Annotated in this window: 34 protein-coding genes; 3 read left to right on the top strand and 31 right to left on the bottom strand. The window is 71.1% G+C overall.

Annotated elements, in window-relative coordinates; genetic code table 11:
- Positions 1–8 precede the first annotated feature (8 nt).
- The 28 genes from secY to AMPC_RS03090 all read right to left on the bottom strand — a co-directional run bounded on the left by secY (position 9) and on the right by AMPC_RS03090 (position 17754).
- Positions 9–1346, bottom strand: coding sequence for a preprotein translocase subunit SecY (gene secY / locus AMPC_RS03225; RefSeq protein ID WP_248344295.1), 1338 nt, complete (start codon positions 1344–1346; stop codon positions 9–11).
- Positions 1347–1406: 60 nt separating this feature from the next.
- Complete coding sequence (rplO, locus tag AMPC_RS03220) at positions 1407–1928, bottom strand: 50S ribosomal protein L15 (protein ID WP_248344293.1); 522 nt, start codon at positions 1926–1928, stop codon at positions 1407–1409.
- 1 nt (position 1929) lies between these two features.
- Entirely contained in the window at positions 1930–2157 is a 228-nt protein-coding gene (gene rpmD / locus AMPC_RS03215; RefSeq protein ID WP_248344291.1) for a 50S ribosomal protein L30, read from the bottom strand.
- A gap of 14 nt (positions 2158–2171) precedes the next feature.
- Entirely contained in the window at positions 2172–2675 is a 504-nt protein-coding gene (gene rpsE, locus AMPC_RS03210; protein ID WP_248344289.1) for a 30S ribosomal protein S5, read from the bottom strand.
- 16 nt (positions 2676–2691) lie between these two features.
- The gene (gene rplR / locus AMPC_RS03205; protein WP_248344287.1) at positions 2692–3051 is read right to left on the bottom strand and encodes a 50S ribosomal protein L18; all 360 of its coding nucleotides are present in this window, start codon (positions 3049–3051) and stop codon (positions 2692–2694) included.
- A gap of 63 nt (positions 3052–3114) precedes the next feature.
- Positions 3115–3657: a 50S ribosomal protein L6 gene (rplF, locus tag AMPC_RS03200; protein ID WP_248344285.1), complete on the bottom strand. Its 543-nt coding sequence runs from the start codon at positions 3655–3657 to the stop codon at positions 3115–3117.
- Positions 3658–3667: 10 nt separating this feature from the next.
- Positions 3668–4066, bottom strand: a complete 399-nt coding sequence (gene rpsH / locus AMPC_RS03195) for a 30S ribosomal protein S8 (RefSeq protein ID WP_248344283.1) — start codon at positions 4064–4066, stop codon at positions 3668–3670.
- 17 nt (positions 4067–4083) lie between these two features.
- On the bottom strand, positions 4084–4269 hold the full coding sequence (locus AMPC_RS03190; protein WP_248344281.1) for a type Z 30S ribosomal protein S14: 186 nt from the start codon (positions 4267–4269) through the stop codon (positions 4084–4086).
- A gap of 27 nt (positions 4270–4296) precedes the next feature.
- Complete coding sequence (gene rplE / locus AMPC_RS03185; protein WP_248344279.1) at positions 4297–4839, bottom strand: 50S ribosomal protein L5; 543 nt, start codon at positions 4837–4839, stop codon at positions 4297–4299.
- A gap of 66 nt (positions 4840–4905) precedes the next feature.
- A complete protein-coding gene (rplX, locus tag AMPC_RS03180) occupies positions 4906–5223 on the bottom strand; it encodes a 50S ribosomal protein L24 (protein WP_248344278.1) in 318 nt (105 codons plus the stop codon).
- 2 nt (positions 5224–5225) lie between these two features.
- Positions 5226–5594, bottom strand: a complete 369-nt coding sequence (gene rplN / locus AMPC_RS03175; RefSeq protein WP_248344277.1) for a 50S ribosomal protein L14 — start codon at positions 5592–5594, stop codon at positions 5226–5228.
- A 3-nt stretch (positions 5595–5597) separates the two neighbouring features.
- The gene (gene rpsQ / locus AMPC_RS03170) at positions 5598–5858 is read right to left on the bottom strand and encodes a 30S ribosomal protein S17 (protein WP_248344276.1); all 261 of its coding nucleotides are present in this window, start codon (positions 5856–5858) and stop codon (positions 5598–5600) included.
- A 13-nt stretch (positions 5859–5871) separates the two neighbouring features.
- Complete coding sequence (gene rpmC / locus AMPC_RS03165; RefSeq protein WP_248344275.1) at positions 5872–6096, bottom strand: 50S ribosomal protein L29; 225 nt, start codon at positions 6094–6096, stop codon at positions 5872–5874.
- A 10-nt stretch (positions 6097–6106) separates the two neighbouring features.
- On the bottom strand, positions 6107–6523 hold the full coding sequence (gene rplP, locus AMPC_RS03160) for a 50S ribosomal protein L16 (protein WP_248344273.1): 417 nt from the start codon (positions 6521–6523) through the stop codon (positions 6107–6109).
- 30 nt (positions 6524–6553) lie between these two features.
- A complete protein-coding gene (gene rpsC, locus AMPC_RS03155; protein ID WP_248344271.1) occupies positions 6554–7225 on the bottom strand; it encodes a 30S ribosomal protein S3 in 672 nt (223 codons plus the stop codon).
- 17 nt (positions 7226–7242) lie between these two features.
- Entirely contained in the window at positions 7243–7671 is a 429-nt protein-coding gene (gene rplV / locus AMPC_RS03150; protein ID WP_248344270.1) for a 50S ribosomal protein L22, read from the bottom strand.
- 12 nt (positions 7672–7683) lie between these two features.
- Positions 7684–7977: a 30S ribosomal protein S19 gene (rpsS, locus tag AMPC_RS03145; RefSeq protein WP_248344269.1), complete on the bottom strand. Its 294-nt coding sequence runs from the start codon at positions 7975–7977 to the stop codon at positions 7684–7686.
- A gap of 24 nt (positions 7978–8001) precedes the next feature.
- On the bottom strand, positions 8002–8850 hold the full coding sequence (rplB, locus tag AMPC_RS03140; RefSeq protein ID WP_248344268.1) for a 50S ribosomal protein L2: 849 nt from the start codon (positions 8848–8850) through the stop codon (positions 8002–8004).
- A 9-nt stretch (positions 8851–8859) separates the two neighbouring features.
- The gene (locus AMPC_RS03135; RefSeq protein WP_248344267.1) at positions 8860–9153 is read right to left on the bottom strand and encodes a 50S ribosomal protein L23; all 294 of its coding nucleotides are present in this window, start codon (positions 9151–9153) and stop codon (positions 8860–8862) included.
- Positions 9150–9770, bottom strand: a complete 621-nt coding sequence (gene rplD / locus AMPC_RS03130) for a 50S ribosomal protein L4 (protein WP_248344266.1) — start codon at positions 9768–9770, stop codon at positions 9150–9152. The genes AMPC_RS03135 and rplD overlap by 4 nt, the downstream gene beginning before the upstream one ends.
- A gap of 12 nt (positions 9771–9782) precedes the next feature.
- A complete protein-coding gene (rpsJ, locus tag AMPC_RS03125) occupies positions 9783–10088 on the bottom strand; it encodes a 30S ribosomal protein S10 (RefSeq protein ID WP_248344264.1) in 306 nt (101 codons plus the stop codon).
- Positions 10089–10164: 76 nt separating this feature from the next.
- The gene (tuf, locus tag AMPC_RS03120) at positions 10165–11355 is read right to left on the bottom strand and encodes an elongation factor Tu (protein ID WP_248344263.1); all 1191 of its coding nucleotides are present in this window, start codon (positions 11353–11355) and stop codon (positions 10165–10167) included.
- 31 nt (positions 11356–11386) lie between these two features.
- Positions 11387–13477, bottom strand: a complete 2091-nt coding sequence (fusA, locus tag AMPC_RS03115) for an elongation factor G (RefSeq protein ID WP_248344262.1) — start codon at positions 13475–13477, stop codon at positions 11387–11389.
- Between the two features lie 149 nt (positions 13478–13626).
- The gene (rpsG, locus tag AMPC_RS03110) at positions 13627–14097 is read right to left on the bottom strand and encodes a 30S ribosomal protein S7 (RefSeq protein WP_248344261.1); all 471 of its coding nucleotides are present in this window, start codon (positions 14095–14097) and stop codon (positions 13627–13629) included.
- Positions 14098–14112: 15 nt separating this feature from the next.
- On the bottom strand, positions 14113–14484 hold the full coding sequence (gene rpsL, locus AMPC_RS03105; RefSeq protein WP_248344260.1) for a 30S ribosomal protein S12: 372 nt from the start codon (positions 14482–14484) through the stop codon (positions 14113–14115).
- Between the two features lie 216 nt (positions 14485–14700).
- A complete protein-coding gene (mutY, locus tag AMPC_RS03100) occupies positions 14701–15768 on the bottom strand; it encodes an A/G-specific adenine glycosylase (RefSeq protein WP_248344259.1) in 1068 nt (355 codons plus the stop codon).
- Positions 15769–15869: 101 nt separating this feature from the next.
- Positions 15870–16475 carry a superoxide dismutase gene (locus tag AMPC_RS03095; RefSeq protein WP_248344258.1) on the bottom strand — a complete coding sequence of 202 codons (606 nt, stop codon included), beginning with the start codon at positions 16473–16475 and terminating at the stop codon, positions 15870–15872.
- 82 nt (positions 16476–16557) lie between these two features.
- Entirely contained in the window at positions 16558–17754 is a 1197-nt protein-coding gene (locus tag AMPC_RS03090) for an MFS transporter (RefSeq protein ID WP_248344256.1), read from the bottom strand.
- Positions 17755–17821: 67 nt separating this feature from the next.
- Here AMPC_RS03090 and mtgA point away from each other — a divergent pair, with 67 nt between their 5' ends.
- The 3 genes from mtgA (at position 17822) to AMPC_RS03075 (ending at position 20646) form a co-directional block, all read left to right on the top strand.
- Positions 17822–18646, top strand: a complete 825-nt coding sequence (gene mtgA, locus AMPC_RS03085) for a monofunctional biosynthetic peptidoglycan transglycosylase (protein WP_248344254.1) — start codon at positions 17822–17824, stop codon at positions 18644–18646.
- Positions 18647–18755: 109 nt separating this feature from the next.
- Entirely contained in the window at positions 18756–19868 is a 1113-nt protein-coding gene (locus tag AMPC_RS03080) for a CgeB family protein (protein ID WP_248344252.1), read from the top strand.
- 10 nt (positions 19869–19878) lie between these two features.
- Complete coding sequence (locus tag AMPC_RS03075; RefSeq protein WP_248344250.1) at positions 19879–20646, top strand: sugar phosphate nucleotidyltransferase; 768 nt, start codon at positions 19879–19881, stop codon at positions 20644–20646.
- Between the two features lie 34 nt (positions 20647–20680).
- Here the strand turns inward: AMPC_RS03075 and AMPC_RS03070 are convergent, their stop codons facing one another.
- From AMPC_RS03070 to AMPC_RS03060, 3 genes are read right to left on the bottom strand one after another with little or no spacing between them, the layout of a single operon-like run.
- Positions 20681–21979, bottom strand: coding sequence for a UDP-glucose dehydrogenase family protein (locus AMPC_RS03070; RefSeq protein WP_248344249.1), 1299 nt, complete (start codon positions 21977–21979; stop codon positions 20681–20683).
- Positions 21976–23037, bottom strand: coding sequence for a CgeB family protein (locus AMPC_RS03065; RefSeq protein WP_248344247.1), 1062 nt, complete (start codon positions 23035–23037; stop codon positions 21976–21978). Before AMPC_RS03065 ends, AMPC_RS03070 begins: the two co-directional genes overlap by 4 nt.
- The gene (locus tag AMPC_RS03060; RefSeq protein WP_248344245.1) at positions 23034–24119 is read right to left on the bottom strand and encodes a CgeB family protein; all 1086 of its coding nucleotides are present in this window, start codon (positions 24117–24119) and stop codon (positions 23034–23036) included. Before AMPC_RS03060 ends, AMPC_RS03065 begins: the two co-directional genes overlap by 4 nt.
- Positions 24120–24152: the final 33 nt, after the last annotated feature.

Raw genomic sequence — 24152 nt, 5'->3', positions numbered from 1 at the left:
GCGCTTGGCTAGGCGCCGACGGCCTGGCCGGCCATGCGGCGGCCGCGGATGCGCGGCCCGCGCGGGCCGGTGAAGCCCTCGTAGTGGCGGGTGATGAGGTGGCCCTCGATCTGCTGGACCGTGTCGAGCGCCACGCCGACCACGATGAGCAGCGCGGTGCCGCCGAAGTAGAACGGGACGCCAAACTGGTTGATGAGCAGCGTCGGGAGCACGCAGACCGCGGCGATGTAGATGGCGCCGCCGAAGGTGATCCGGGTGAGGACGTGGTCGATGTAGTCGGCCGTCTTCTTGCCCGGGCGGATGCCGGGGACGTACCCGCCGTACTTCTTGAGGTTGTCGGCGACGTCCACCGGGTTGAAGGTCACCGCCGTGTAGAAGTAGGCGAAGAAGATGATGAGGAGCACGTAGAGGACGTTGTAGACCCACGTGCCCGGCCGGATCTCGTCCGAGACGCGCGACAGGAACGGGAACCAGGAGGCGAGCGTCGCCGGGAAGAGCAGGATGGAGCTCGCGAAGATCGGCGGGATGACGCCGGCGGTGTTCACCTTGAGCGGGAGGTGGGTGCTCTGCCCGCCGTAGAGGCGCCGGCCCACCACCCGCTTCGCGTACTGGATCGGGATCCGCCGCTGGCCGCGCTCGAAGAAGATGATGACGGCGACCACCGCCAGCATCACGGCGGCGAGCACGATGGCCTTGAACTCGTCGAAGTTCGAGCCGTTGGTCCGGTAGGCCGCCCAGGTCTGGTAGGCCGCGTCGGGCACGCGGGCCACGATGCCGGCGAAGATGATGAGCGAGATGCCGTTGCCGATGCCCCGCTCGGTGATCTGCTCGCCCATCCACATGATGAAGGCGGTGCCGGCGGCGAGCGAGATGACGGTGAGGATCCGGAAGCCCCAGCCCGGCTCGACCACCACCGTGGCGCCGGACGGATCGCGGAGCGACTCGAGGTAGCTCGCGATGCCGAAGCCCTGGAGCACCGAGAGGACGATGGTGCCATACCGGGTGTACTGGGTGATGCGGCGCCGGCCGACCTCGCCCTCCTTCTGCATCTTCTCGAGGGCCGGGACCACGACCGTGAGGAGCTGGAGGATGATGCTCGCCGAGATGTACGGCATGATCCCGAGGGCGAAGATCGAGAGCTGCTCGAGCGCGCCGCCGGAGAACAGGTTGAAGAGGCCGAGGAGGCCGCCCGACGACTGCACCACCCGGCGCATCGCGATGCGATCGACGCCAGGGGTGGTCACGAAGATCCCGAGCCGGTACACGGCCAGGATCCCGAGCGTGAACAGGAGCCGCTTGCGCAGCTCCGCGATGCGGAAGATGTTGGCCAGGCCGCTCGTGATCATCCAGAGGTCCCCTTCGACTACCCACCAGTGAGGGCCGCCCACGCGGGGCGGCCCCCCATCCTACCTCTTCGCGGCCTCGGAGGCAGCCCGCTTGGCCGCCTTGGCCTTCTGATGCATCGTCTGGGGGGCGGGAATGATCTCCACCTTGCCGCCCGCCTTCTCGATGGCGGCGCGGGCCCCGGCCGTCACCCGGTGCACCTTGACGGTGTGGGCGTTCTTGACCTCGCCCTTGCCCAGGATGACGACGCGGATGGCGTCGAGCTTGCGCCCGCCGCCGATGAGCCCGGCGGCCTTGAGGGAGGCGGCCTCGACCGTCTCGCCCGCCGGCATGGCGTCGAGGTCGGCCACCTGGACCTCCTGGAACTCCACCCGGAACTGGTTGATGAAGCCGAACTTCGGGAGGCGGCGCTGGAGCGGCATCTGGCCGCCCTCGAAGCCCTCGAAGTGCATGTTGCCGGAGCGGGCCTTCTGGCCCTTGCCGCCGCGGCCGGCGGTCTTGCCGAGGCCGGAGGCCTGGCCGCGGCCGACGCGCTTGCGCTCGCGGTTCGCGCCCTTGGGCGCCTTGAGCTTGCCGAGGGACATTCTAGGCCTCCTTCTTCTTCTTCGCGGTTCGGCGGGCCGGGGGGGCCTCGTCGACGCGCTCCCACTCGATGAGGTACTTGACCTTCTCGATCATGCCCATGGTGGCGGGCGTGTCGGGGAGCAGCTTGGTGGAGTTCGTCTTCTTCAGCCCGAGCCCCTGCACCGTGACGCGGTGGGGGGCGGGGCAGCCCGCGAGACCGCGGACCAGCTTCACCTTGATGGCAGCCATTTCTCTGGACCTTCCTAGCCCTGGAGCTCGGCCGCGGTCTTGCCGCGGAGCCGGGCGCTGTCTTCGGGGGAGCGGAGCCGCTTCAGCCCCGCCACCGTCGCCTTGAGGACGTTGTGCGGGTTGCGCGAGCCCTGGCACTTGGAGAGCACGTTGCGGATGCCGGCCGCCTCGAGGACGGCGCGGACCGGGCCGCCGGCGATGACGCCGGTACCCTCGCCCGCCGGCTTCAGCAGCACCCGCCCGGCGCCGAAGTGCCCGAGCACCTCGTGCGGGATGGTGGTGCCGGCGAGCGGGATCTTGAACAGGTTCTTCTTCGCCTGCTCGCCCCCCTTGCGGATCGCCTCCGGCACCTCGTTCGCCTTGCCGAGGCCGACGCCCACGTGCCCGGCGCCGTCGCCGACGACCACCAGGGCCGAGAAGCTGAAGCGCCGGCCGCCCTTGACCACCTTGGCGACGCGGTTGATGTGGACGACCTTGTCGGAGAGCTCGAAATCGTTCGCGTTGATCGGAGCAGCCATTCTTTACCCTCGGCCCTTAGAACTTGAGGCCCGCGTCGCGGGCAGCCTGAGCCACCGCGGCGATCCGGCCGTGGTAGTCGAAACCGTTGCGGTCGAAGACCACCGCCTCGACGCCCTTCTCCAGGGCCGCCTTGGCGATCGCCTCGCCCACCTTCTTGGCCGCGTCGGTCTTGTCGGCCTCGCCGAGCTCGCCCTTGAGCGCCTTGGAGGTGGTGCCGGCGAACGCCAGCGTCTTGCCGGTGGTGTCGTCCACCACCTGGGCGTAGATGTGCTTGAGGCTCTTGTAGACCGTGAGCCGCGGGCGCGCCGTGGTGCCCGAGATCTTCTTGCGGATGCGCGCCTTGCGCTTCTCGTGTGCGGTGAGGTGCTTGGCCATGGTGCTTCTCCGTGCGGCGGCGCAGGGACAGCCGCCGCATGAGGGTGGTGGTTGGACGCGCGGCTAGGCGGCGCCGGTCTTGCCTTCCTTGCGGCGGATGATCTCCTCCGCGTACTTCACGCCCTTCCCCTTGTAGGGCTCGGGGAGGCGCAGCGACCGCATCTTGGCGGCGGTCAGGCCGAGCAGGTGCTTGTCCACCGCCCGGATGGTGACGCGGGTCTGCTTCGCGTCCACCTCGGCGGTGACGCCCTCGGGGAGCTTGAAGACCACCGGGTGCGAGTAGCCCAGGGTGAAGTTGATCTCCTTCCCCTTGACCTCGGCCTTGAAGCCGACGCCGTTGATGTCGAGGGCGCGCTCGTAGCCCTTGACCACGCCGTCGATGGCGTTGCGGACGAGGGTGCGGGTGAGGCCGTGCAGGCCCTTCGCCAGGCGGGACTCGTCGGGACGGGTGACGGTGACCTCGCCGTTGGCGACGGTGACCTTCACCTTGGGGTTGTACGCGAGGGTCATCTTGCCCTTGGGGCCTTCGACCTTCACGTGGGACTCGTCCACGGAGACCTTCACCTTCTCCGGGATCTTGACGGGCAGCTTTCCGACGCGGGACATGGTGAACTCCCTACCAGATGGTGCAGATGAGCTCGCCGCCCACCTTCTGCTTGCGCGCCTCGCGATCCACCATCACGCCCTTCGACGTGGAGAGGATGGCGATGCCCATGCCGTTCAGCACGCGCGGGATTCCGTCCGTGGGGACGTAGCGGCGCAGGCCGGGCTTGGACACGCGCTTGATGTCGCTGATCGCCGGCTCGCGATCGGCGCTGTACTTGAGGAGGACGGTGATCGCCCCCTGCTTGTCGTCCTGGTGGAGGACGAAGTCCTTGATGTAACCCTCCTCCTTCAGCACCTCGGCGAGGCGCTGCTTGAGGCGGGAGGCCGGGATGACGCACTTCTCGTGACGCGCCGAGGAGGCGTTGCGGATGCGCGTCAGCATGTCGCCGATGGGATCGGTAAAGCTCATTTGGCTCTTCTCTCCGTCTACCAGCTCGACTTGATGACGCCGGTGATCTCGCCCTGCAGCGCGCGCTTGCGGAAGCAGATGCGGCACATCTGGAACTTGCGCAGGAAGGCGCGCGGGCGGCCGCACAGCTCGCAGCGGTTGTACTGCCGCACCCCGAACTTCAGCTTGCGCTTGGCCTGCGCCATCTTCGACAGCTTCGCCATGTCTTCTCCTTGGACCTTTCCGGGCGCCTACTGGCGGAAGGGCATGCCGAGGTGCCGCAGAAGCGCGCGGCCTTCCTCGTCGTTCCGGGCGGTGGTCACCACCGTGATGTTGAGGCCCTTGATCTTCTCGACCTTGTCGTAATTGATCTCCGGGAAGATGATCTGCTCCCGGACGCCGAGGGTGTAGTTCCCCTTGCCGTCGAAGGCCTTGGGGGAGACGCCCTTGAAGTCGCGCACGCGCGGCAGGGCGATGCTGACCAGGCGGTCGAGGAACTCGTAGGCCCGGTCGCCCCGCAGGGTGACCATGGCGCCGATGCTCTGGCCCTGGCGCAGCTTGAAGTTCGCGATCGACTTGCGCGCCTTCGTGACCACCGGCTTCTGGCCGGTGATCGCGGTGAGGTGCTCGACCGAGGCGTCGAGGATCTTGCCGTTGTTGATGGCCTCCCCGAGCCCCATGTTCACGACGATCTTCTCGAGCTTCGGGGCCTGCATCGGGTTCTGGTACCCGAGCTCCTTCATCAGGGCAGGCCGGACTTCCTTCTCGTACCGCTCCTTCAGACGCGCAGCCATCTCATCTCCTTGCCTTCGGCCGGCCTCTTCGCGTGCCGGGCGATGCGGTTTACTACGGAACCTCTCCTACTCCCACTTTTCGTTGCACTGCTTGCACGCCCGGACGCGCCGGCCGTCCTCGCGGGCCACGCGGGCCACGCGGGTGGGCTTGCCGCACTTCGGGCAGACCACCTGGACGTTGGAGGCGTTCAGCGTGCCGTACTTCTCGACGATGCCGCCCTCCGGGTTGGCCGGGTTGCGCCCCTTCTTGTAGGCGCGCTTGACCGTCATGAGCTTCTCGACGCGGACGCGGCCCTTGCCGTGGAGCACGTCGAGGACCTTGCCGGTCTTGCCCTTCTCCTTGCCGGAGAGGACCTTCACGGTGTCGTTCTTGCGGATGTCCATGGTTACAGAACCTCGGGCGCCAGCGAGATGATCTTCATGAACTTGCGGGCGCGGAGCTCGCGGGCCACCGGCCCGAAGATGCGGGTGCCGACCGGCTCGAGGTCCTTGTTGATGAGGACCGCCGAGTTGGCGTCGAAGCGGATGTAGCTGCCGTCCGGGCGGCGCACCTCGCGCGCGGTGCGCACGATGACGGCCCGGGCGACCTCGCCCTTCTTGACCTTGGCCTGCGGGATGGCCTCGCGGACGGAGACCACGATCACGTCGCCGATGGAAGCGTACTTGCGCTTGCTCCCGCCGAGGACCTTGATGCACATCACCTTCTTGGCGCCGCTGTTGTCCGCGACGTCGAGGATCGTCTGCTGCTGGATCATGGCCTAGACCTCCGCCGCCTTCTCGATGGTCTCGACCACGCGCCAGCGCTTGTCCTTCGACAGCGGGCGGGTCTCGACGATGCGGACGCGATCGCCGGGCTTGCAGGCCTGGTCCTCGTCGTGCGCCTTGTAGTTCGTCGCCTGGGTGATGATCTTGCCGTACTTGCGATCGGCGGTGCGGCGCTCGACGCGGACGACGACCGTCTTCGTCATCTTGTTCGAGACCACCACGCCGATGCGGGACTTGCGGTTTCCGCGCTCCATGGTCGTTCGCTCCTTAGGCCTTCGGGCCCGCGCCGGCCGCCGCCGCGCGCAGCTCCGTCTCGCGCGCCACCGTCAGGACCCGGGCGATCTCGCGGCGGGTCTTCTGCAGGTCGGCGGTCGAGTCGAGGACCCCGGTGTTCTTCTTGTTGGTCATCTCGAAGATCTGCTTCTTGAGGTCGGCGACCCGACCCAGCAGCTCTTCGCGCGACAGCTCGCGCAGCTCTTTCACGGTGGCCATCGGGCGCTCCTTACAGCGTGGTGCCGCGCTTCACGATCTTGGTCGCGATCGGCAGCTTGTGGGCGGCGAGGGTGAAGGCCTTCTTGGCGATCTCGTCCGTCACGCCCTCCATCTCGTAGAGGACGCGGCCCGGCTTCACCACGGCGACGTAGAACTCCACGGCGCCCTTGCCGGTGCCCTGCCGGGTCTCGGCGGGCTTCTTGGTGATCGGCTTGTCCGGGAAGACGCGGATCCAGATCTTGCCGCCGCGCTTCACGAAGCGGGTCATGGCGACGCGGGCCGCCTCGATCTGGCGGCTGGTGAGCCACCCGCACTCGGTCGCCTGCAGGCCGTACTCGCCCTGGTTGAGGTCCGAGCCACGGTAGGCCTTGCCGCGCATGCGGCCCTTCATCATCTTGCGGTACTTGGTACGCGCCGGCTGAAGCATGTCGTCTCCTGATCCCTCTGGCGCCGGGCCTTAGGCGCGGGCGCCGGCGTTGCGGGGCGCGCGGCCGGGGGCGGACTGCGGGAGCACCTCGCCCCGCATGATCCAGACCTTGCAGCCGATCTTGCCGTAGGTGGTCTTCGCCTCGGCGAACCCGTAGTCGATGTCGGCGCGGAGCGTGTGCAGGGGCACGCGGCCCTCGCGGTACCACTCGTAGCGCGCCATCTCGGCGCCGCCCAGGCGGCCGGAGCAGGCGACGCGGATGCCCTTGGCGCCGAACTTCTGCGCGGTCTGGACCGCCTTCTTCATGGCGCGGCGGAAGGCGATGCGGCGCTCGAGCTGGGTGGCGATGTTCTCGGCAACCAGCTGCGCGTCGGTCTCGGCCTTCCGGACCTCGACCACGTTCAGGTAGACCTCGTTGGCGGTGAGGGCCTGGAGGTCCTTCTTGATGGTCTCGATCCCGGCGCCGCGCTTGCCGATGACGATGCCGGGGCGCGCGGTGTGGACGTTGATCTTGACCTTGTTGGCGGCCCGCTCGATCTCGATCTTGGAGATGCCGGCCTGGCCGAGCTTCTCCTTCACGAACTCACGCAGGTGGATGTCCTCGTGGAGCCACTTGGCGTAGTTCTTCTCTTCGTACCACTTGGATTCCCAGGACCGGATGACCCCGAGGCGGAAGCCGATAGGATGGACTTTCTGACCCACGTTCTCTCTCCTCCCGCCTAGGCGCGGGCGCCGGTCCCGAGTTCCACGTAGACGTGGCTGGTCTTCTTCTCGACGCGGAAGGCGCGCCCCATCGCCCGCGGCATGAAGCGCCGCATCTTCGGCCCGCCGTCCACCGTCAGCCGCTTCACGAAGAGCGCGTCGACGTCGACGTTGCCGCCCTTCTGCTCGGCGTTGGCCACCGCGGAGCGCAGCAGCTTCGCGAGCGGCTTGGCGGCCGACTGCGGCGTGTACTTGAGCAGCGCCAGGGCGTCGCCCACCGGCATGCCGCGCAGGTGGTCGGCGACCACCCGCACCTTGCGGGGGGCGATGCGCAGGAAGCTCAGCCGGGCGTGCGGCCCGGCCACCGCGGCGCGCGCCGCCTTGGACCGCTGCTTCGCGGACGTGCTCTTCTTCACGCCCGCCTTCTTGGTCTTGGTGTCAGCCATTGCTCAGGCTCCTCACTTCTTGGGCGGCGGGGCGGCCGCCACCTTCTTCTCGGCCGAGTGCCCGTGGAAGGTCCGCGTGGGGGCGAACTCGCCGAGCTTGTGCCCGACCATGTTCTCGGTGACGAAGACCGGCACGAACTTGCGCCCGTTGTGGACGGCGAGCGTGTGGCCCACGAACTCGGGCATCACGGTGCTGCGCCGCGACCAGGTCTTGATGACCGACTTCTTGTTGCCCTTGTTCGCGTCCTCGACCTTCTTGACGAGGTGCTTGTCCGCGAACGGGCCCTTCTTGATGGAACGCGCCATGTGTGGGTATCCCTTCCCTGCGCGCTAGTGCGGCTGGTTGCGCACGCCAGGGCGGCGGCGCGAGACGATGAGCTTGTCGGTGCGGCGGTTGTTGCGCGTCTTGAGGCCCTTGGTCTTCTGGCCCCAGGGCGAGACCGGGTGCGGGTTGCCCTGCCCGCTCTTGCCCTCGCCGCCGCCGTGCGGGTGGTCCACCGGGTTCATGGCGAGGCCGCGGACGGTCGGGCGGATGCCCTTCCAGCGGCTCTTGCCGGCCTTGCCCACGCGGACCGACGAGTTCTCGACGTTCGAGAGCTGGCCGATGGTCGCCTTGCAGTCCTGCGGGACGAGGCGGACCTCGCCGGACGGCATGCGGATCTGGGCGTGGGTGCCCTCCTTCGCCATGAGCTGGCCGAAGGAGCCCGCGGTGCGGATCATCTTGGCGCCGGACTTCGGCTGGGTCTCCACGTTGTGGATGACGGTGCCGAGGGGGATGGCCTTGATGGGCAGCGCGTTGCCGGGGCGGACGTCCACGCCGTCGCCGGAGAGGAGCGTGTCGCCGACGCTCACGCCGAGGGGGGCGAGGATGTAGCGCTTCTCGCCGTCGGCGTAGTGGAGCAGCGCGATGCGGGCGGTGCGGTTGGGATCGTACTCGATCGCCGCCACCTTGGCCGGCACGCCGTCCTTCTCGCGCCGCCAGTCGATCACGCGGTAGCGGCGCTTGTGGCCGCCGCCGATGTGGCGGGTGGTGATGTGGCCGTGGTTGTTGCGGCCGCCCGACTTGCGCAGCGGGCGGGTGAGCTTCTTCTCGGGCGTGGCCTTGGTGATCTCGGCGAAGTCCGAGACCGTCATCAGGCGGCGGCCCGCGCTGGTCGGCTTGTAGGTCTTGAGGCCCATGGCTTTTCCTTACGCGCCCTCGAAGAGCGAGATGGTCTCGCCCTCCTTGAGGGTCACGATGGCCTTCTTCCAGTTGGGGCGGCGGCCGATGTTCTTGCCGACGCGCTTGTTCTTGCCGCGGGCCACCGAGGTGCGCACCGCGGTCACGTGGACGCTGAAGAGCTTCTCGACCGCGTTCTTCACCTGGATCTTGGTGGCGTCCTGGTGCACCTCGAAGGCGTACTGCTGGGCGGCCTCGCGGGCGCGCTCCGCCTTCTCGGTGATGAGGGGACGCTTCACGATCTCCTGGTCGGCGAGCATCATGACAGGGACGCCTCCAGCTTCTTCGCGGTCTCGGCCGTCAGGACGAGCGCCTCGTGGTTCAGGATGTCGTACACGTTGAGCCCCTCGGCGGCGAGGAAGTCCGCGCCGGCGAGGTTGCGCACCGACTTCGCCAGCGCCTCGTTGGCGGCGGCGTCCACCACGAGCGCCTTCTTGGCGCCGAGGGCGGCGAGCACCTGGGCCGCGGCCTTGGCCTTGGGGGCCTCCGGGCTCCACTTCTCGACGATGATGAGCTGCTGGTCGCGGCTCTTCAGGGCGAGGGCGGAGCGCAGCGCGGCCTGGCGCACCTTGCGGGGCACGTCGTAGGAGTAGTCGCGCGGCTTCGGCCCCATGGCCTTGCCGCCGCCCACCCACTGGCTGGCGCGGGTCGAGCCCTGGCGGGCCCGGCCGGTGTGCTTCTGCTTCCAGGGCTTCTTGCCGCCACCGGAGACGAGTGAGCGGTTCTTGACGGCGTGGGTGCCCGAGCGATCGGAGGCGAGCTTCGCCTTCACCACCTCGTAGAAGAGGTGCTCGTTCACTTCACCCGCGAAGACCTGGTCGGCGAGGTCGAGCTCGCCGACCTTCTTCTTCTCGAGGTCGTAGACGTCGAACTTGGCCATGATTTCCTCGAACTACTTGATCTCCACGTCAACGCCGGCGGAGAGATCGAGCTTCATGAGCGCGTCGAGCGTCTGCGCGGTGGGCTCGAGGATGTCCAGCAGCCGCTTGTGGGTGCGGATCTCGAACTGCTCGCGCGACTTCTTGTCGACGTGCGGGCTGCGGAGGACCGTGAACTTGTTGATCCGGGTCGGGAGCGGGATCGGGCCGGCCACCTTGGCCCCCGTCCGCCGGGCCGTCTCCACGATCTCCCCAGCCGACTGGTCGAGGAGCTTGTAGTCGTAGGCCTTGAGCCGGATGCGAATCTTCTGAGTCGCCATTGAAAGAAGCCTTCTCTGAATGGACCAGGCGCGGCGCGGCGCCCGTCGGGCGCCGCCGTTCGCCAGGCGTGCGTCGTTACGCGATCACCTCGGCCACCACGCCCGCGCCCACCGTGCGGCCGCCCTCGCGGATCGCGAAGCGCAGCTCCTTCTCCATCGCGATGGGGGTGATGAGCTCCACCTCCACCGAGATGTTGTCGCCCGGCATCACCATCTCGACGCCGTCCGGCAGCTTCACCGAGCCCGTCACGTCCGTGGTCCGGAAGTAGAACTGCGGGCGGTAGCCGTTGAAGAACGGGGTGTGACGCCCACCCTCCTCCTTCGTCAGCACGTACACCTCACCCTTGAACTTCGTGTGCGGCGTGATCGACCCCGGCTTCGCCAGCACCTGACCGCGCTCCACCTCCTCGCGCTTCAGGCCGCGGAGCAGGCACCCCACGTTGTCGCCCGCCTGCCCCTCGTCGAGCAGCTTGCGGAACATCTCCACGCCCGTCACCACCGTCTTCGTGGTCGCGCGCAGACCGACGATCTCGATCTCCTCGCCCACCTTCACGATGCCGCGCTCGATGCGCCCCGTCGCCACCGTCCCGCGCCCAGAGATCGAGAACACGTCCTCGACCGGCATCAGGAACGGCTTGTCCGTCGCGCGCTTCGGCGTCGGAATGTAGCTGTCCACCGCCTTCATCAGCTCGAGGATGGCCGGCTCGCCGATCTCCGACTTGTCCCCCTCGAGCGCCTTCAGCGCCGACCCCTTCACGATCGGGATCTCGTTCCCAGGGAAGTCGTACTCGGTCAGCAGCTCCCGGACCTCGAGCTCCACCAGGTCCAGCAGCTCCTTGTCGTCCACCATGTCCACCTTGTTCAGGAAGACCACGATGTACGGCACGCCCACCTGCCGCGCGAGCAGGATGTGCTCGCGCGTCTGCGGCATCGGACCGTCCGCCGCCGACACCACCAGGATCGCGCCGTCCATCTGCGCCGCGCCGGTGATCATGTTCTTCACGTAGTCGGCGTGGCCCGGGCAGTCCACGTGCGCGTAGTGGCGGTTCTCCGTCTGGTACTCGACGTGCGCCGTCGCGATCGTGATGCCGCGCTCCCGCTCCTCCGGAGCCTTGTCGATCTGATCGTAGGCCTTGAACTCCGCCCAGCCCTTCTGCGCGAGCACCTTCGTGATCGCGGCAGTCAGCGTCGTCTTGCCGTGGTCCACGTGACCGATCGTCCCGACGTTCGCGTGCGGCTTGCTGCGTTCGAACTTTTCCTTGGCCATGTCGTTCTCTCCGGATCTGTAAGTCGGCGGCCTACTTCGCGGCGGCCGCGCCCTTGCTCTTGGTGATGATGGTCTCGGCGATGTTGTTCGGGACCTGCGCGTAGTGCGCGAACCGCATGGTGTACGTCGCGCGGCCCTGGGTCTTGCTGCGGAGGTCGGTCGCGTACCCGAACATCTCGGCGAGCGGCACCTGGGCCGTGATCACCTGAACGCCGGTGCGCGGGTTCATACCCTGGATCTTGCCGCGACGCGAATTCAAATCGCCGATCACGTCGCCCATGAAGCTCTCGGGCGTCACGACCTCCACGTCCATGATGGGCTCGAGCAGGACGGGGGTGGCCTTGGCGGCGCCCTCCTTGAAGCCCATGGAGCCGGCGATCTTGAACGCCATCTCGGACGAGTCGACGTCGTGGTAGCTGCCGTCGAAGACCTCGACCTTGATGTCCACCATCGGGAAGCCGGCGAGGACGCCGCCCTGCATCGCCTCGACGATGCCCTTCTCGATGGGGTTGATGAACTCCTTGGGGATCGAGCCGCCGACGGTGGCGTTCTCGAAGGTGAAGCCGGTGCCCGGGGCCTGCGGGATGAGGCGCACCCAGCAGTGGCCGTACTGGCCGCGGCCGCCGGTCTGGCGCACGAACTTGCCCTCCGACTCCACCTGCCTGGTGATGGTCTCGCGGTAGGCCACCTGCGGCTTGCCGACGTTCGCCTCCACCTTGAACTCGCGGAGCATGCGGTCGACGATGATCTCGAGGTGGAGCTCGCCCATGCCCGAGATGATGGTCTGGCCGGTCTCCTCGTCGGTGCGGACGCGGAAGGACGGGTCCTCCATCTGGAGGCGGTTGAGCGCCATGCCCATCTTGTCCTGGTCGGCCTTGGTCTTCGGCTCGACCGCGACGTGGATCACGGGCTCGGGGAACTCCATCCGCTCCAGGATGACCGGCTTCGACTCGTCGCAGAGCGTGTCGCCGGTGGTGGTGGAGCGCAGACCGACCGCGGCGGCGATGTCGCCGGCGAGGACCTCCTTGATCTCCTCACGCTTGTCGGCGTGCATCTGGAGGATGCGGCTGATGCGCTCCTTCTTGTCCTTGGTCGCGTTGTAGACGTACGACCCGGCCTCGAGCTTGCCCGAGTAGACGCGGAAGAAGGTCAGGTTGCCGACGAACGGGTCGTTCATCAGCTTGAACGCCAGCGCGGAGAAGGGCTCGGAGTCGGCGGTGTTGCGGATGATCTCCACGCCCTTCATGTCCACGCCCTTGACCGGCGGGACGTCGAGCGGGCCCGGGAGGTAGTCCACCACCGCGTCGAGCACGTGCTGCACGCCCTTGTTCTTGAAGGCGGTGCCGCAGATCACCGGGAAGAACTTCATCCCGATGGTGGCCTTGCGGATGCCGGCGCGAACCTCGTCGTTGGTGAGGGCGTGGCCGTCCAGGTACTTGGCCATCAGCTCGTCGTCGGCCTCGGCGACGGCCTCCTCGAGGGCGGCGCGGTACTCCTTCGCCTGCTCGACGAGCTCGGCGGGGATCTCGATCTCCTGGTACTTCGCCCCCATGGTCTCGTCGTCGAAGGTGATGCCCTTCATCTTGACGAGGTCCACCATGCCGCGGAACTTGTCCTCGCGGCCGATGGGGATCTGGAGGGGCACCGGGCGGGCGCCCAGCTTCTCCTTGATGGTGTCGACCGACATGAAGAAGTCGGCGCCGACGCGGTCCATCTTGTTGATGAAGCAGACGCGCGGGACCTCGTACTTGTCGGCCTGGCGCCACACCGTCTCGGACTGCGGCTCGACGCCGTTCACGGCGTCGAACACGGCCACGGCGCCGTCGAGGACGCGGAGCGAGCGCTCCACCTCGATGGTGAAGTCCACGTGGCCGGGGGTGTCGATGATGTTGATGCGGTGATCGCGCCAGTGGCAGGTGGTGGCGGCGGAGGTGATGGTGATGCCGCGCTCGCGCTCCTGCTCCATCCAGTCCATGACGGTGGTGCCCTCATGGACTTCGCCGATCTTGTGGGTGACGCCGGTGTAGAAGAGGATGCGCTCGGTGGTGGTGGTCTTGCCGGCATCGATGTGAGCCATGATGCCGATGTTGCGGTAGCGATCGAGGGGTTGCGTGCGAGCCATGTTTCTTCCGAACCTTCCGGTGGAACGAACGAGACGCCGCTACCGCGGCGACCAAACCGACCGAGCTGTCAAAGAGCGCGAGGCGCTTGCTGCTGCGACTTGAGGCCGGCCGTCCCGGCCTGCTCTTTCCTCGATCCTCCTAGAGACCCTTACCAGCGATAGTGCGCGAAGGCCTTGTTGGCCTCGGCCATCTTGTGCGTGTCTTCACGCTTCTTCACCGCGTTGCCGCGGTTGTTGGCGGCGTCGATGATCTCGCCGGCCAGCTTCTCGACCATCGTCTTCTCGCCGCGGCCCTTGCTGTACTCGATGAGCCAGCGCATGGCAAGCGCGACGCGGCGGTCCTGACGGACCTCGACCGGCACCTGGTAGGTGGCGCCGCCGACGCGGCGGCTCTTCACCTCGACCATGGGCTTCACGTTGTCGAGCGCCTTCTTGAAGATCTTGAGCGGGTCGTCCTTCAGCTTGGTCTCGACCTGGGAGAAGGCGCCGTAGATGATCTTCTCACCCACCGACTTCTTGCCTTCCTTCATCAGGTTGTTGACGAACTTCGCCACCACCCGGTCCTGGAACTTGGGATCGGGGAGGATCTTCCGCTTCACCACCACGCGACGACGAGGCATCGAAACCGTTCCTTCTTAGCTCGGGCGCTTGGCGCCGTACTTGGAGCGACCCTGCTTGCGGCCCTGGACGCCGACCGCATCGAGCGTCCCGCGAATGATGTGGTAGCGCACGCCCGGGAGGTCCTTCACGCGGCCCCCGCGGATGAGCACCACCGAGTGCTCCTGCAGGTTGTGGCCGACGCCCGGGATGTAGCTCGTCACCTCGAAGCCGTTGGTGAGGCGGACGCGGGCCACCTTGCGGAGGGCCGAGTTCGGCTTCTTGGGGGTCGTGGTGTAGACGCGGGTGCAGACGCCGCGCTTCTGCGGCGACTCGACGAGCGCCGGCGCCTTCTTCTTCGTCTTGAGCTGCTCGCGCCCCTGGCGCACAAGCTGGCTGATGGTCGGCATGCTGAAGAGGTCTTTCCCTCAATAAAAACGCCCCGCGACGGTTCCGGTGGGGCGCTGGAAGCTTCACCCTTCTTCCGAGCGAAGGGGCGCGAATTATACGGTTCTCCCGCAGGGTGTCAAGCGATTTCGGACGCTCGACGCCGCGCGATGCGGAGCGGGCGCAACCTAGTCGAACCAGGGCCCCGGACACAAGGGGTGTTTTCGAAAAAGTGCGCGTCAGAGCCGCTCGAGCAGCAGGCGCGCCGCGGTGGGGAGGCCCAGGGTCGCGAGCTCGCCGGGGGCCGCCCAGCGCAGCTCCCCTCCCCCGCCCCGGGGCCCCGGCCGTCGGAGGACCGCGTGGTAGGCGCGCAGCGTGAGCGCCCGGTGGGTCAGGGTGCGGCGCAGGCTGGCCCGTTCCTCCCCGATGTCGCCCGGTATCCCCAGGGCGGCGAGCGCGGCGGCGAGCGCCGCCCGCGGCTCCCCCTCGCGCACCTCCGCGCACGGCGGCGCCCAGAGCCCGGCGAAGAGCCCGCGGGCCGGGCGGCGCGCCAGGAGCAGGCCGCGGGGCCCGCGCACCACCGCGCAGGCGAGGAGGAGCGGCGCCGGGGCCGGCCGCCGCCGCGGGGCCGGGATCCCCGCGACCCGCCCCGCCGCGCGCGCCGCGCAGCGGGCCGCGAGCGGGCAGCGGGGACAGGCGGGCCCGGCCGGGGTGCAGACGGTGGCGCCGAGGTCCATGAGCGCCTGGTTGAAGTCGCCCGGCCGCGCGGGCGGGACGAGCGCCTCGGCCCTTGCCGCGACCTCGCGCCGCACCGCGGCGTCGCTCGCGCTCCCCGGCAGCGCGAAGACCCGCTGCAGCACGCGCGCGACGTTCCCGTCCACCGCCGCCGCGGGCACCGCGAAGGCGATGCTCGCCACCGCGCCCGCCGTGTACGGCCCGAAGCCGGGCAGCGCGCGCAGCTCGGCCACGGTGCGCGGCAGCCCGCCGTGGCGCGCCAGCGCCTCGCGGGCGGCGGCGTGGAGATGGCGGGCGCGGGCGTAGTAGCCGAGCCCGCTCCAGAGCGCGAGCACCTCCTCCTCCGGCGCGGCGGCGAGCGCGGCGAGCGTCGGGAAGCGCGCCACGAAGCGGCGGAAGTACGGCGCGGCGGTCGCCACCTGCGTCTGCTGCAGCATCACCTCCGCGAGCCAGACGCGGTAGGGATCGGCCCCGTGCTGCGGCCCCCGCCACGGCAGCGCGCGGTGGCCGGCGTCGTACCAGGCGAGGAGCGCGCGGCGGAGCGCGGCGCGGCGGGCGGCGGGGACGGGCACGCCCGGAGTCTGGCACGGCGGCGGCGGAGACGAGAAGAGCCCGGCCGCAGCGACCGGGCTCCTCGGGACCGCGCCGGACGGCGCGGGGCGCGGCGACGGGCCTACTTCAGCCGCTTCTCGCAGGCCTCCCAGCTCACGTTCTTGAAGAACGCGTCCACGTACTTGGCCCGCTCGGTGGCGAGGTAGTCGCGCATGAAGGCGTGCTCCCAGCCGTCCATCACCAGGATGGGCTTGAAGCCGGCCGGGTGGCCGTCGTTGTGCAGCGTGACCCAGTGGTTCGAGAGCCAGCCGGTGTTCGGGTCCTGGTACAGGATCGCCCAGCCGACGCCCGGCATGGTGGCGATGGCGCGGAAGTCGCCGAGCCAGGTCTCGTACTTGCCGAAGGAGGCCTCGAGGGCCTGGCGCAGCTTGCCGCCCGCGGGGGGCTCGGCCTGCGCGCCGGCGGTCATGTTCCCGAAGTAGTACTCGTGCAGGATCATGCCGTCGTACTCGAAGCCGAGGCGGCGGGTGAGCTCCGCGAACACCGGGTCGGCGCCCGAGGCCTGTCCTGCGGCGCACATCGCCGAGAGCTTCTCGGTGAGCGCGTTGGTGCGCTTGACGTAGCCCGCGTAGAGCTTGAGGTGCTCCTCGAGCTGCTTGTCGGAGATCCCGGTGAGCCCGCGGACCTTGGAGAAGTCCTGCTCCGCGTACTTCTTGACGTCGGCCATTCGTTTCCCTCCAGTGAAGGCCCTGCGGCCCGATCGTGACTGGTTGTGACTGGCGGGCATCTAAGCGGGCGGGCGCCCGGCGTCAAGGCGAAGCGGGGGCTGGCCCCGCGGGCTGCGTCCGGTGCAGCGCCGGCGTGGCGAGCAGCAGCGCCGCGGCGGCGCCCGCGAAGGCGGCGCAGGTCCCGAGCGCGACCGCCGGGCCGCGGGCCTCCCAGAGCCAGCCGGTGAGCAGCCCGGCGGGGAGCGCGGCCGCCCCGGCCGCCCCGTAGTACCAGCCGAAGGCGCGACCCCGCCCGCCCGCGGGCGCGAGGTCGGCCACCAGCGCGCGCTCCGCCCCCTCCGTGAGCCCGTGGTAGAGCGCGTAGAACCCGAAGAGCAGCGCCACCTCGAGGCGGGTCCCCGCGACCGAGAACCCGGCGTAGGCGAGCGCGTAGGCCGTCCACCCCCCCGCCACCACGAGCCCGCGCGGGAGCCGGTCGGAGAGCGCGCCGCCGGGGGCCCCCGTGAGCGTCTTGACGAGGTGGTGGCCGAACCAGAGCAGCGGCAGCGTCGCCGCCGGGTAGCCGACGAGGCGCGCCTTGGCGAGCAGGAACGCGTCGGTGGAGTTCCCCATCGCGAAGAGCGCCGCGAGGACGAGGTAGCGCCGGAGCGGGGCCGGCAGTGGGGCGGGCGGGGGCGCTCCCGCGCGCGGCGACCCGGTCCCGGCGCCCGCGCCCGCCCGCGGCTCGCGGAGCCCGCGGAGCAGCAGCGCCGGCGCGGCCATGCCGAGCGCCGCCGCGATCCAGAACGTGGCGCGCAGCCCGACCCCCGCCGCGAGCAGCCCGGCGGCGAGGAGCGGCCCGATGGCCGCGCCGAGGTGGTCCATCGATCGCTGCAGGCCGAACGCGCGCCCCACGTCGTCGCCCGCCACCGCGTCGGAGAGGAGCGCGTCGCGCGGGCCGGAGCGGATCCCCTTGCCGAGCCGATCGAGGAGCCGCGCCGCGAGGACGTGCCACGGGGCGAGGGCGGCGGCGATCCCGGCGCGCGCCAGCGCCGGGAGGCCGTAGCCGCCCGCCACGAGCAGCCGCCGCGGCCCGCGGTCGGACCAGCGTCCGGCCGCCACCTTCACCGCCGCGGCGAGCGCGTCGGCGCCGCCCTCGACCGCGCCGAGGTAGCGCATCCCGCCCGCGAGCACCTGCGTGAGCAGGAGCGGCAGGAGCGGGAAGATCGCCTCGCTCGAGACGTCGTTCAGCAGGCTCGCGAGCCCGAGCAGCCAGGCCGTGGCCGGCAGTCCACGCAACCCCCTCCGCGACACGCGCTCGTCCCCTCCCTCCCCCGGCGAGCGAGCATAGTGTAGGGTGCGCGCCGTGGCACCCCGTCTCTCCATCCGCGCCCTCGTCCTCCTCGCCCTCGCCGGGCTCGCGGCGCTCGCCGCCGGTCTCTGGCTCACCCTCCCCGACCCGCGCCCCCTCGCGGCGAAGCCGCCCCGCACCACGGCGGTCATCGAGCAGCGGCGCCGCGAGGCGGAGGCGGCGGGGCGGCCCTTCCGGCCGCGGCTGGCGTGGGTGCCGCTCGAGCGGATCTCGCCCCGGCTCGTCGCCGCGGTGCTGGCCTCGGAGGACGCCCGCTTCTTCGGCCACGGCCCGTTCGACTGGGACGCCATCCAGCTCGCGGCCGAGAAGGACTGGGAGGAGCGGCGCTTCGCGCGCGGCGCCTCCACCATCACCCAGCAGCTCGCCAAGAACCTCTACCTCGGCACCGAGAAGAGCCTCTGGCGCAAGGGGCGCGAGGCGCTCATCGCGACGCGGATGGAGCGGGACCTCAAGAAGCGGCGGATCCTCGCGCTCTACCTCAACGTCGCGGAGTGGGGCGACGGGGTGTTCGGCGCCGAGGCGGGCGCGCGGGCGCGCTTCGGCGTCTCCGCCGCGGGGCTCTCGACGGCGCAGGCGGCGGTGATGGCGGCGATGCTGCCGGCGCCGCGCCGCTGCGACCTCCACCACCCCTCGCGCTGGCTCAAGCGGCGCGCCCGCCACGTGCTCCGGGAGCTCGTCGCCAGCGGCCGCGTCGGCCCGGGCGAGGCCCAGGCCGCGCGCGACGAGCTCGAGCGGATCCTCGGCGAGGCGCCGCGCGCCCCGCTCGCCGAGCCCCCGCCGGACGACGGACCGGACGAGCCGCCGCCCGACGACGTCTGAGCGGCCGCGCGGCGCTCGACGCGCGCCGAGGCGGGGCCGCCCCTCGGCCCGAGGCTCGCGCAGGGCTTCGCGCCCGTGCCCGGGAGCGCATAGCTTTCCGCGGGGGCGCATGGAGCTCGTCGTCTTCGGACTCACCGTCAGCTCGAGCTGGGGCAACGGCCACGCGACGCTCTGGCGAGGCCTCGCCGCCGCGCTGGCGCGCGCCGGGCACCGGCTCCACTTCTTCGAGCGCGACCTGCCGTTCTACCGGCCCTGGCGCGACCTCGACCGCCTGCCGGCCGGCCGCCTCGTGCTCTACCGCGACTGGGCCGAGGCGCTGCCGCTCGCCCGGGAGGCGCTGGCGCGCTGCGACGCCGCGCTCGTCACCTCCTACTGCCCGGACGCGCTCCCCGCGACCGCGCTCGTCCTCTCGGAGGAGGTGCCGGTCCGCGCCTTCTACGACATGGACTCGCCGGTCACGCTCTCGCGGGCGCGCGCCGGCGAGGAGGTGGCCTACGTCGGCCCGGCGGGGCTCGGCGGGTTCGACCTCGTGCTCTCCTACGCCGGCGGGCCGGCCCTGGCGGCGCTCGAGGAGACGTTCGGGGCGCGCCGCGCCGTGCCGCTGTACGGCTCGGTGGACCCCGGCGTCCACCGGCCGGCGGCGCCGCTCGACCGCTTCCGCGCCGACCTCTCCTACCTCGGGACCTGGGCCGCCGACCGGCAGGCGGCGCTCGAGGCCCTGCTCCTCGAGCCGGCGCGGCGCCGGCCCGCGCGCACCTTCGCCATCGCCGGCGCGCAGTACCCGGCCGACTTCCCCTGGCGCGAGAACGTCCTCTTCGTCCACCACCTGCCGCCCGCGGAGCACCCGGCCTTCTACTGCTCCTCCTCGCTCACGCTCAACGTGACGCGCGGGCCGATGGCGGCCATGGGCTTCTGCCCGTCCGGCCGGCTCTTCGAGGCCGCCGCCTGCGGCGTCGCGGCGCTGTCGGACCGGTGGGAGGGGCTCGAGGGCTTCTTCGAGCCGGGGCGCGAGATCCTGGTGGCGCGGACCGCCGAGGAGGCGACGGCGGCGGTGGATCGCCCCGCCCCGGCGCTGCGCGCCCTGGGCGACGCGGCCCGCCGCCGCGTGATGGCGCACCACACCGCCGACCACCGCGCCGCCGAGCTGGTCGCGTACCTCGAGGAGGCGCGCCGCCCGGCGCGCCGGCGCGCGGGGGCGGAGCCGGCGCCGGCGGGCGCGTGAGGGGGGAGCCATGTGGGGGATCATCCCGGCCGCGGGCGTGGGGAGCCGCATCCAGCCGCTGGCGTTCTCGAAGGAGCTCCTGCCGGTCGGCACGCAGGTGGTGGACGGCACCGAGCGCCCGCGCGCGGTGAGCGAGTACCTCGTCGAGCGCATGCTGCGGGCCGGCGCCGACAAGCTCTGCTTCGTCATCTCCCCCGGCAAGAGCGACATCGTGGAGTACTTCGGGGGCGCGGTCGGCGCCGCCGCGATCTGCTACGCGGTGCAGCCCCGGCCGCTCGGGCTCTGCGACGCGCTCTTCCGCGCCCTGCCGCTGGTCGCGCCGGAGGAGCCGGTGCTGGTGGGGCTCCCCGACACGGTCTGGTTCCCGGAGGACGGGCTGGCGCGGCTCGGCCCGGGCCTCTCCTTCCTCTGCTTCCCGGTGGACCGGCCCGAGCTCTTCGACGCGGTGGACGCCACGCCGGAGGGCGAGGTGCGGCAGATCCAGGTGAAGCACCCGGCGCCGCGGACGCGCTGGGTGTGGGGCGCGTTCCGGCTCACGGGCGCGATCCTGCGGGCGCTGCACCGGCTCTGGCTCGAGCGCGACCGGCGCGACGAGTACGTGGGAACGCTCGTGAACGCCTGGCTGGCGCGCGGCGGCGCGGCGCGGGCGGTGCGCGCCGGGGAGGCGTACGTGGACACCGGGACGCTGCACGGGTACCACGAGGCGATCCTGATCCTGCGCCGGCGCGCCGCGGTGGCGGCGGCGGACGCCGAGGCCGGGGCGCCGCTCGCGCCCTGAGGCCGGCGCGCGCCGCGCGGAGCCCTCCGCCCGCTCAGGGCCGGCCGATGGCGTAGTAGGCGAACCCGAGCTCGCGCATCCGCGCCGGGTCGAAGACGTTCCGGCCGTCGAAGATCACCGGGTGGCGCATGAGCCGCTTCACCTTGCGCAGGTCGGGCTTGCGGAACTGGTTCCACTCGGTGACCACGAAGAGCGCGTCGGCCCCCTCCACGCAGTCGTAGATGGAGCGCGCGTACTCCACCCGATCGTGGAACCACCGCCGCGCCGCCGGCTCGGCGACCGGATCGTGGCAGCGCACCTGGGCGCCCTTCCCGAGGAGCCCCTCCATCACCTCGATGGCGGGCGCCTCGCGCATGTCGTCGGTGCGCGGCTTGAACGCGAGCCCCCAGACCGCGGCCAGCAGCCCCTCGAGCGCGCCGAAGTGGCGCACCGCCTTCTGCACCAGCGCCCGCTTCTGGCGCAGGTTGGTCCGCTCCACCGCCTTCAGGATCTCCAGGTCGAGCCCCCCCTCCCGGCCGGTGGCGATGAGCGCCTTCACGTCCTTGGGGAAGCAGGAGCCGCCGTAACCGACGCCCGGGAAGAGGAACGAGTAGCCGATGCGGGCGTCCGCTCCCATCCCCTTGCGGACGAGATCCACGTCGGCGCCGGTCCGCTCGCAGAGCAGCGCGATGTCGTTCATGAAGGAGATGCGCGTCGCCAGCATGGCGTTGGCCGCGTACTTGGTGAGCTCGGCCGAGCGCGGGTCCATGAACAGGATGGGCTTCTCGGTGCGGACGAACGGGGCGTAGAGCTCGCCCAGGAGCGCGCGGGCCCGCTCGGAGAGCGTGCCGATCACCACGCGGTCGGGCTTCTGGAAGTCGGCGACCGCCGCCCCCTCCTTCATGAACTCCGGGTTCGACGCCACGTCGAGGTCGAGCCCCGGGTTGACCTGCAGCATGACCCGCCGGATCCGCTCGCCCGTGCCGACCGGCACCGTGCTCTTCACCGCCACGAGCGTGTAGCCCTCGCGCACGCGGGCGAGCCCCTCGGCCGCCTCGAGCACGTGGGCGAGATCGGCGCTCCCGTCCTCCCCCTCCGGCGTCCCGACCGCCAGGAAGACCACCTCCGCCTCGGCCGCGGCGGCGACGTCGCTCGTGAACGAGAGCCGGCCGGCGGCGCCGTTCTTCCGGACCAGCTCCTCGAGCCCGGGCTCGAAGATGGGGACCCGCCCGTCCGCGAGCGCCCGCACCTTGCGGGCGTCGGCGTCCACGCAGACCACCTCGTTGCCGGAGTCGGCGAGGCAGGCGCCGGCCACGAGCCCCACGTACCCCGTCCCGATGACCGCGATCCTCACGACAGGTAGCCCTCCAGGGCGCGCGCCCGGTGCGCCGCCGTGTGCTCGGCGAGCACGCGCCGCCGCGCCGCCGCGCCGATGCGGCGCCGCGCCGCCTCCGGCGTGTCGCGCACGATGGCGAGCGCCTCCTCGGACGACCGCGCCAGGAGGAGCTCCTCCCCGGGCCGGAAGAAGTCCTCGATCCCGGGCCACCGATCGCTCACCACCGGCGTCCCGCAGGCGGCGGCCTCGAAGAGCCGCACGCTCGGCGACCAGCCCGCCTGCACCATGTCGGCGCGGGTGACGTTGAGCGTGAAGCGCTGCGCGCCGTAGAACCCGCGGTGCTCGCGCGGCGAGAGGTGGGCGCTCCGGTCCACGTTGGCGGGCCAGCGGAGCCCGGGCGGGAACATCGGGCCCACCACCGCGAAGCGCCCCGCGGGCCAGCGCCGGGCCGGCTCGACCAGCAGCGCCTCGAGCGCCGGCTGCCGGTCGGCGCTGTAGGTCCCGAGATAGCCGAGATCCCACCGGAGGGGCACCTCCGCCGGGCGATGCTCCTCGGGGTCGCAGCTGCAGTAGAGCGGGCGGGCGCGCCGCGCGCCGAGCTCGCGCTCGATCCGCTCCAGGAGCGGGCCGCCGGTGAAGGAGAGGTAGAGATCGTAGCGCGGCACCTGCGCCGCCGTGAGGTAGCCGCACTCGCCGCGCCGGACGTTGGCGAGCGTCACCGGGGTGTCGATGTCGTAGAACGCCGTCCGCCCGCGGGCGGCGGAGAGGGCCCACTCCCCCACCGCCACGCCGTCGGGGACGTAGCTCCCGACCACCACCAGGTCGGCCTCCCGGACCTGCTCCGCGAAGCGCCCGCGGAGCTCGTCCAGGCTCCGGTACAGGGCGGTCCGGCCGAAGGGCGGCGCCGGCAGATCGCGGTTCTCGGCGTACCAGGGGACGTCGCGCTCGAGGAAGAGCACCCGGTGACCGGCGCGGCAGAGCTCGCGCACGAGCCCGCGGTAGGTGACGGCGTGGCCGTTCCCCCACGACGAGGTGATCGAGAGGCCGAGGAAGACGATGTCGAGGGGTGCGCTCACGCCGCCGCCCCCGCCCCGGGCCGCAGGCCGAGCGCCGCCTCCACCTCGAGCGCGCGGTGGGCGTAGGTGTGCTCGGCCAGCACGCGCCGGCGGGCCGCCGCGCCGATCGCCGCCGCCCGCGCGGGCGTGAGCCCGCCCAGCGCCTCTGCCACCTCCGCGCCGCTCTCCGCGAGCAGCACCTCCCGGCCCGGCTCGAGGAACCGCTCCATCCCGACCCAGGCGTCGGAGACGAGGCAGGCGCCCGCGCCCGCCGCCTCGAAGACCCGCGTCGCCGGGGAGTGGCCGAAGCGCGCCATGCTCTCGCGGCTCACGTTGAGCACGGCGAGCGCGGAGCAGTTGAGCGCGTTGTGCTCGCGCGTGTAGACGTGGCCGAGCCAGCGCACGTTGGCCGGGAGCGCGAGGTCGCCCCAGCCTGCCCCGCCGAGCAGGAAGCGGCGCCCGGGGAGCGCCGCCGCGGCGCGCAGGAAGAACTCGCGGACGCGGGCCTCCCGGTCGGGCAGCCGGTTCCCGAGGAAGCTCAGGTCCGCGGCGAAGCGGGGCTCGGCCGGCGCCGGGTGGTGGGTGTCGGGATCGAGCGCGTTGTAGATGGGCACGCAGCGGCGCGCGCCCAGCCCGAGGTAGGCCTCCACCACCGGGGGACCCCCGCCGTAGGTGAACACCAGGTCGTAGCGGGGGACGAGCGGCCGGAACGGATCGTCCGCGTCGGCCCGCAGGCGCTCGAGCGTGGCCGGCGCGTCCACGTCCCAGAACGCCACCAGGCCCCCGGCGCGCCTGAGCCGCAGCGCTTCCCGCTCCAGGAGCGCGTCGAGCACCCCGACGCCGCTGGCCTTCACCACGAGATCGGCCCGCGCGGCCTCCTCGAGGCAGCGGAGCGCGTCGGGCTCGCGCGGCTGGTAGATCACCACACGCGCCCACGGCGGGTCGGGGATGTCGCGGTGGGCCTGCCGCTCGTAGGCGTCCGGCTCGTAGAAGGTGACCTCGTGCCCTCGGCCGGCGAGCGCTCGCAGCACGCCGCGGTAGTAGGTCGCCGCGCCGTTCCAGTACGCCGAGACCAGGCTCGATCCGAAGAAGGCGATCCGCATGGAGGTGCACGAACCATGAGCCTCTCCGCTCGC

It is taken from the genome of Anaeromyxobacter paludicola (assembly GCF_023169965.1).
GTDB classification, from domain to species: Bacteria; Myxococcota; Myxococcia; order Myxococcales; family Anaeromyxobacteraceae; genus Anaeromyxobacter_B; species Anaeromyxobacter_B paludicola.
The sequence above is the reverse complement of the archived record's forward strand: the minus strand, read 5'-3'. Positions and strand labels throughout refer to the sequence as shown.

What these genes read in the sequence shown, in the direction of transcription:
- AMPC_RS03190 (WP_248344281.1), bottom strand. Translation starts at nt 4,269, where the DNA reads ATGGCGAAGCTGTCGAAGATGGCGCAGGCCAAGCGCAAGCTGAAGTTC.
- AMPC_RS03060 (WP_248344245.1), bottom strand. Translation starts at nt 24,119, where the DNA reads ATGCGGATCGCCTTCTTCGGATCGAGCCTGGTCTCGGCGTACTGGAAC.
- secY (WP_248344295.1), bottom strand. Translation starts at nt 1,346, where the DNA reads ATGATCACGAGCGGCCTGGCCAACATCTTCCGCATCGCGGAGCTGCGC.
- rplO (WP_248344293.1), bottom strand. Translation starts at nt 1,928, where the DNA reads ATGTCCCTCGGCAAGCTCAAGGCGCCCAAGGGCGCGAACCGCGAGCGC.
- rplE (WP_248344279.1), bottom strand. Translation starts at nt 4,839, where the DNA reads ATGGCTGCGCGTCTGAAGGAGCGGTACGAGAAGGAAGTCCGGCCTGCC.
- AMPC_RS03095 (WP_248344258.1), bottom strand. Translation starts at nt 16,475, where the DNA reads ATGGCCGACGTCAAGAAGTACGCGGAGCAGGACTTCTCCAAGGTCCGC.
- fusA (WP_248344262.1), bottom strand. Translation starts at nt 13,477, where the DNA reads ATGGCTCGCACGCAACCCCTCGATCGCTACCGCAACATCGGCATCATG.
- tuf (WP_248344263.1), bottom strand. Translation starts at nt 11,355, where the DNA reads ATGGCCAAGGAAAAGTTCGAACGCAGCAAGCCGCACGCGAACGTCGGG.
- rpsL (WP_248344260.1), bottom strand. Translation starts at nt 14,484, where the DNA reads ATGCCGACCATCAGCCAGCTTGTGCGCCAGGGGCGCGAGCAGCTCAAG.
- rpmD (WP_248344291.1), bottom strand. Translation starts at nt 2,157, where the DNA reads ATGGCTGCCATCAAGGTGAAGCTGGTCCGCGGTCTCGCGGGCTGCCCC.
- rplX (WP_248344278.1), bottom strand. Translation starts at nt 5,223, where the DNA reads ATGGACATCCGCAAGAACGACACCGTGAAGGTCCTCTCCGGCAAGGAG.
- AMPC_RS03075 (WP_248344250.1), top strand. Translation starts at nt 19,879, where the DNA reads ATGTGGGGGATCATCCCGGCCGCGGGCGTGGGGAGCCGCATCCAGCCG.
- rplB (WP_248344268.1), bottom strand. Translation starts at nt 8,850, where the DNA reads ATGGGCCTCAAGACCTACAAGCCGACCAGCGCGGGCCGCCGCCTGATG.
- AMPC_RS03135 (WP_248344267.1), bottom strand. Translation starts at nt 9,153, where the DNA reads ATGATGCTCGCCGACCAGGAGATCGTGAAGCGTCCCCTCATCACCGAG.
- rpsJ (WP_248344264.1), bottom strand. Translation starts at nt 10,088, where the DNA reads ATGGCGACTCAGAAGATTCGCATCCGGCTCAAGGCCTACGACTACAAG.
- rpsQ (WP_248344276.1), bottom strand. Translation starts at nt 5,858, where the DNA reads ATGGAGCGCGGAAACCGCAAGTCCCGCATCGGCGTGGTGGTCTCGAAC.
- rplP (WP_248344273.1), bottom strand. Translation starts at nt 6,523, where the DNA reads ATGCTTCAGCCGGCGCGTACCAAGTACCGCAAGATGATGAAGGGCCGC.
- rpsG (WP_248344261.1), bottom strand. Translation starts at nt 14,097, where the DNA reads ATGCCTCGTCGTCGCGTGGTGGTGAAGCGGAAGATCCTCCCCGATCCC.
- rpsS (WP_248344269.1), bottom strand. Translation starts at nt 7,977, where the DNA reads ATGGCGCGTTCCATCAAGAAGGGCCCGTTCGCGGACAAGCACCTCGTC.
- rplN (WP_248344277.1), bottom strand. Translation starts at nt 5,594, where the DNA reads ATGATCCAGCAGCAGACGATCCTCGACGTCGCGGACAACAGCGGCGCC.
- rplV (WP_248344270.1), bottom strand. Translation starts at nt 7,671, where the DNA reads ATGGCTGACACCAAGACCAAGAAGGCGGGCGTGAAGAAGAGCACGTCC.
- AMPC_RS03080 (WP_248344252.1), top strand. Translation starts at nt 18,756, where the DNA reads ATGGAGCTCGTCGTCTTCGGACTCACCGTCAGCTCGAGCTGGGGCAAC.
- rplF (WP_248344285.1), bottom strand. Translation starts at nt 3,657, where the DNA reads ATGTCCCGCGTCGGAAAGCTGCCCGTCAAGATCCCGGAGAAGGTGAAG.
- rpsE (WP_248344289.1), bottom strand. Translation starts at nt 2,675, where the DNA reads ATGGCTGCTCCGATCAACGCGAACGATTTCGAGCTCTCCGACAAGGTC.
- rpsH (WP_248344283.1), bottom strand. Translation starts at nt 4,066, where the DNA reads ATGAGCTTTACCGATCCCATCGGCGACATGCTGACGCGCATCCGCAAC.
- rplR (WP_248344287.1), bottom strand. Translation starts at nt 3,051, where the DNA reads ATGGCCAAGCACCTCACCGCACACGAGAAGCGCAAGGCGCGCATCCGC.
- rplD (WP_248344266.1), bottom strand. Translation starts at nt 9,770, where the DNA reads ATGGCCAAGTTCGACGTCTACGACCTCGAGAAGAAGAAGGTCGGCGAG.
- rpmC (WP_248344275.1), bottom strand. Translation starts at nt 6,096, where the DNA reads ATGGCCACCGTGAAAGAGCTGCGCGAGCTGTCGCGCGAAGAGCTGCTG.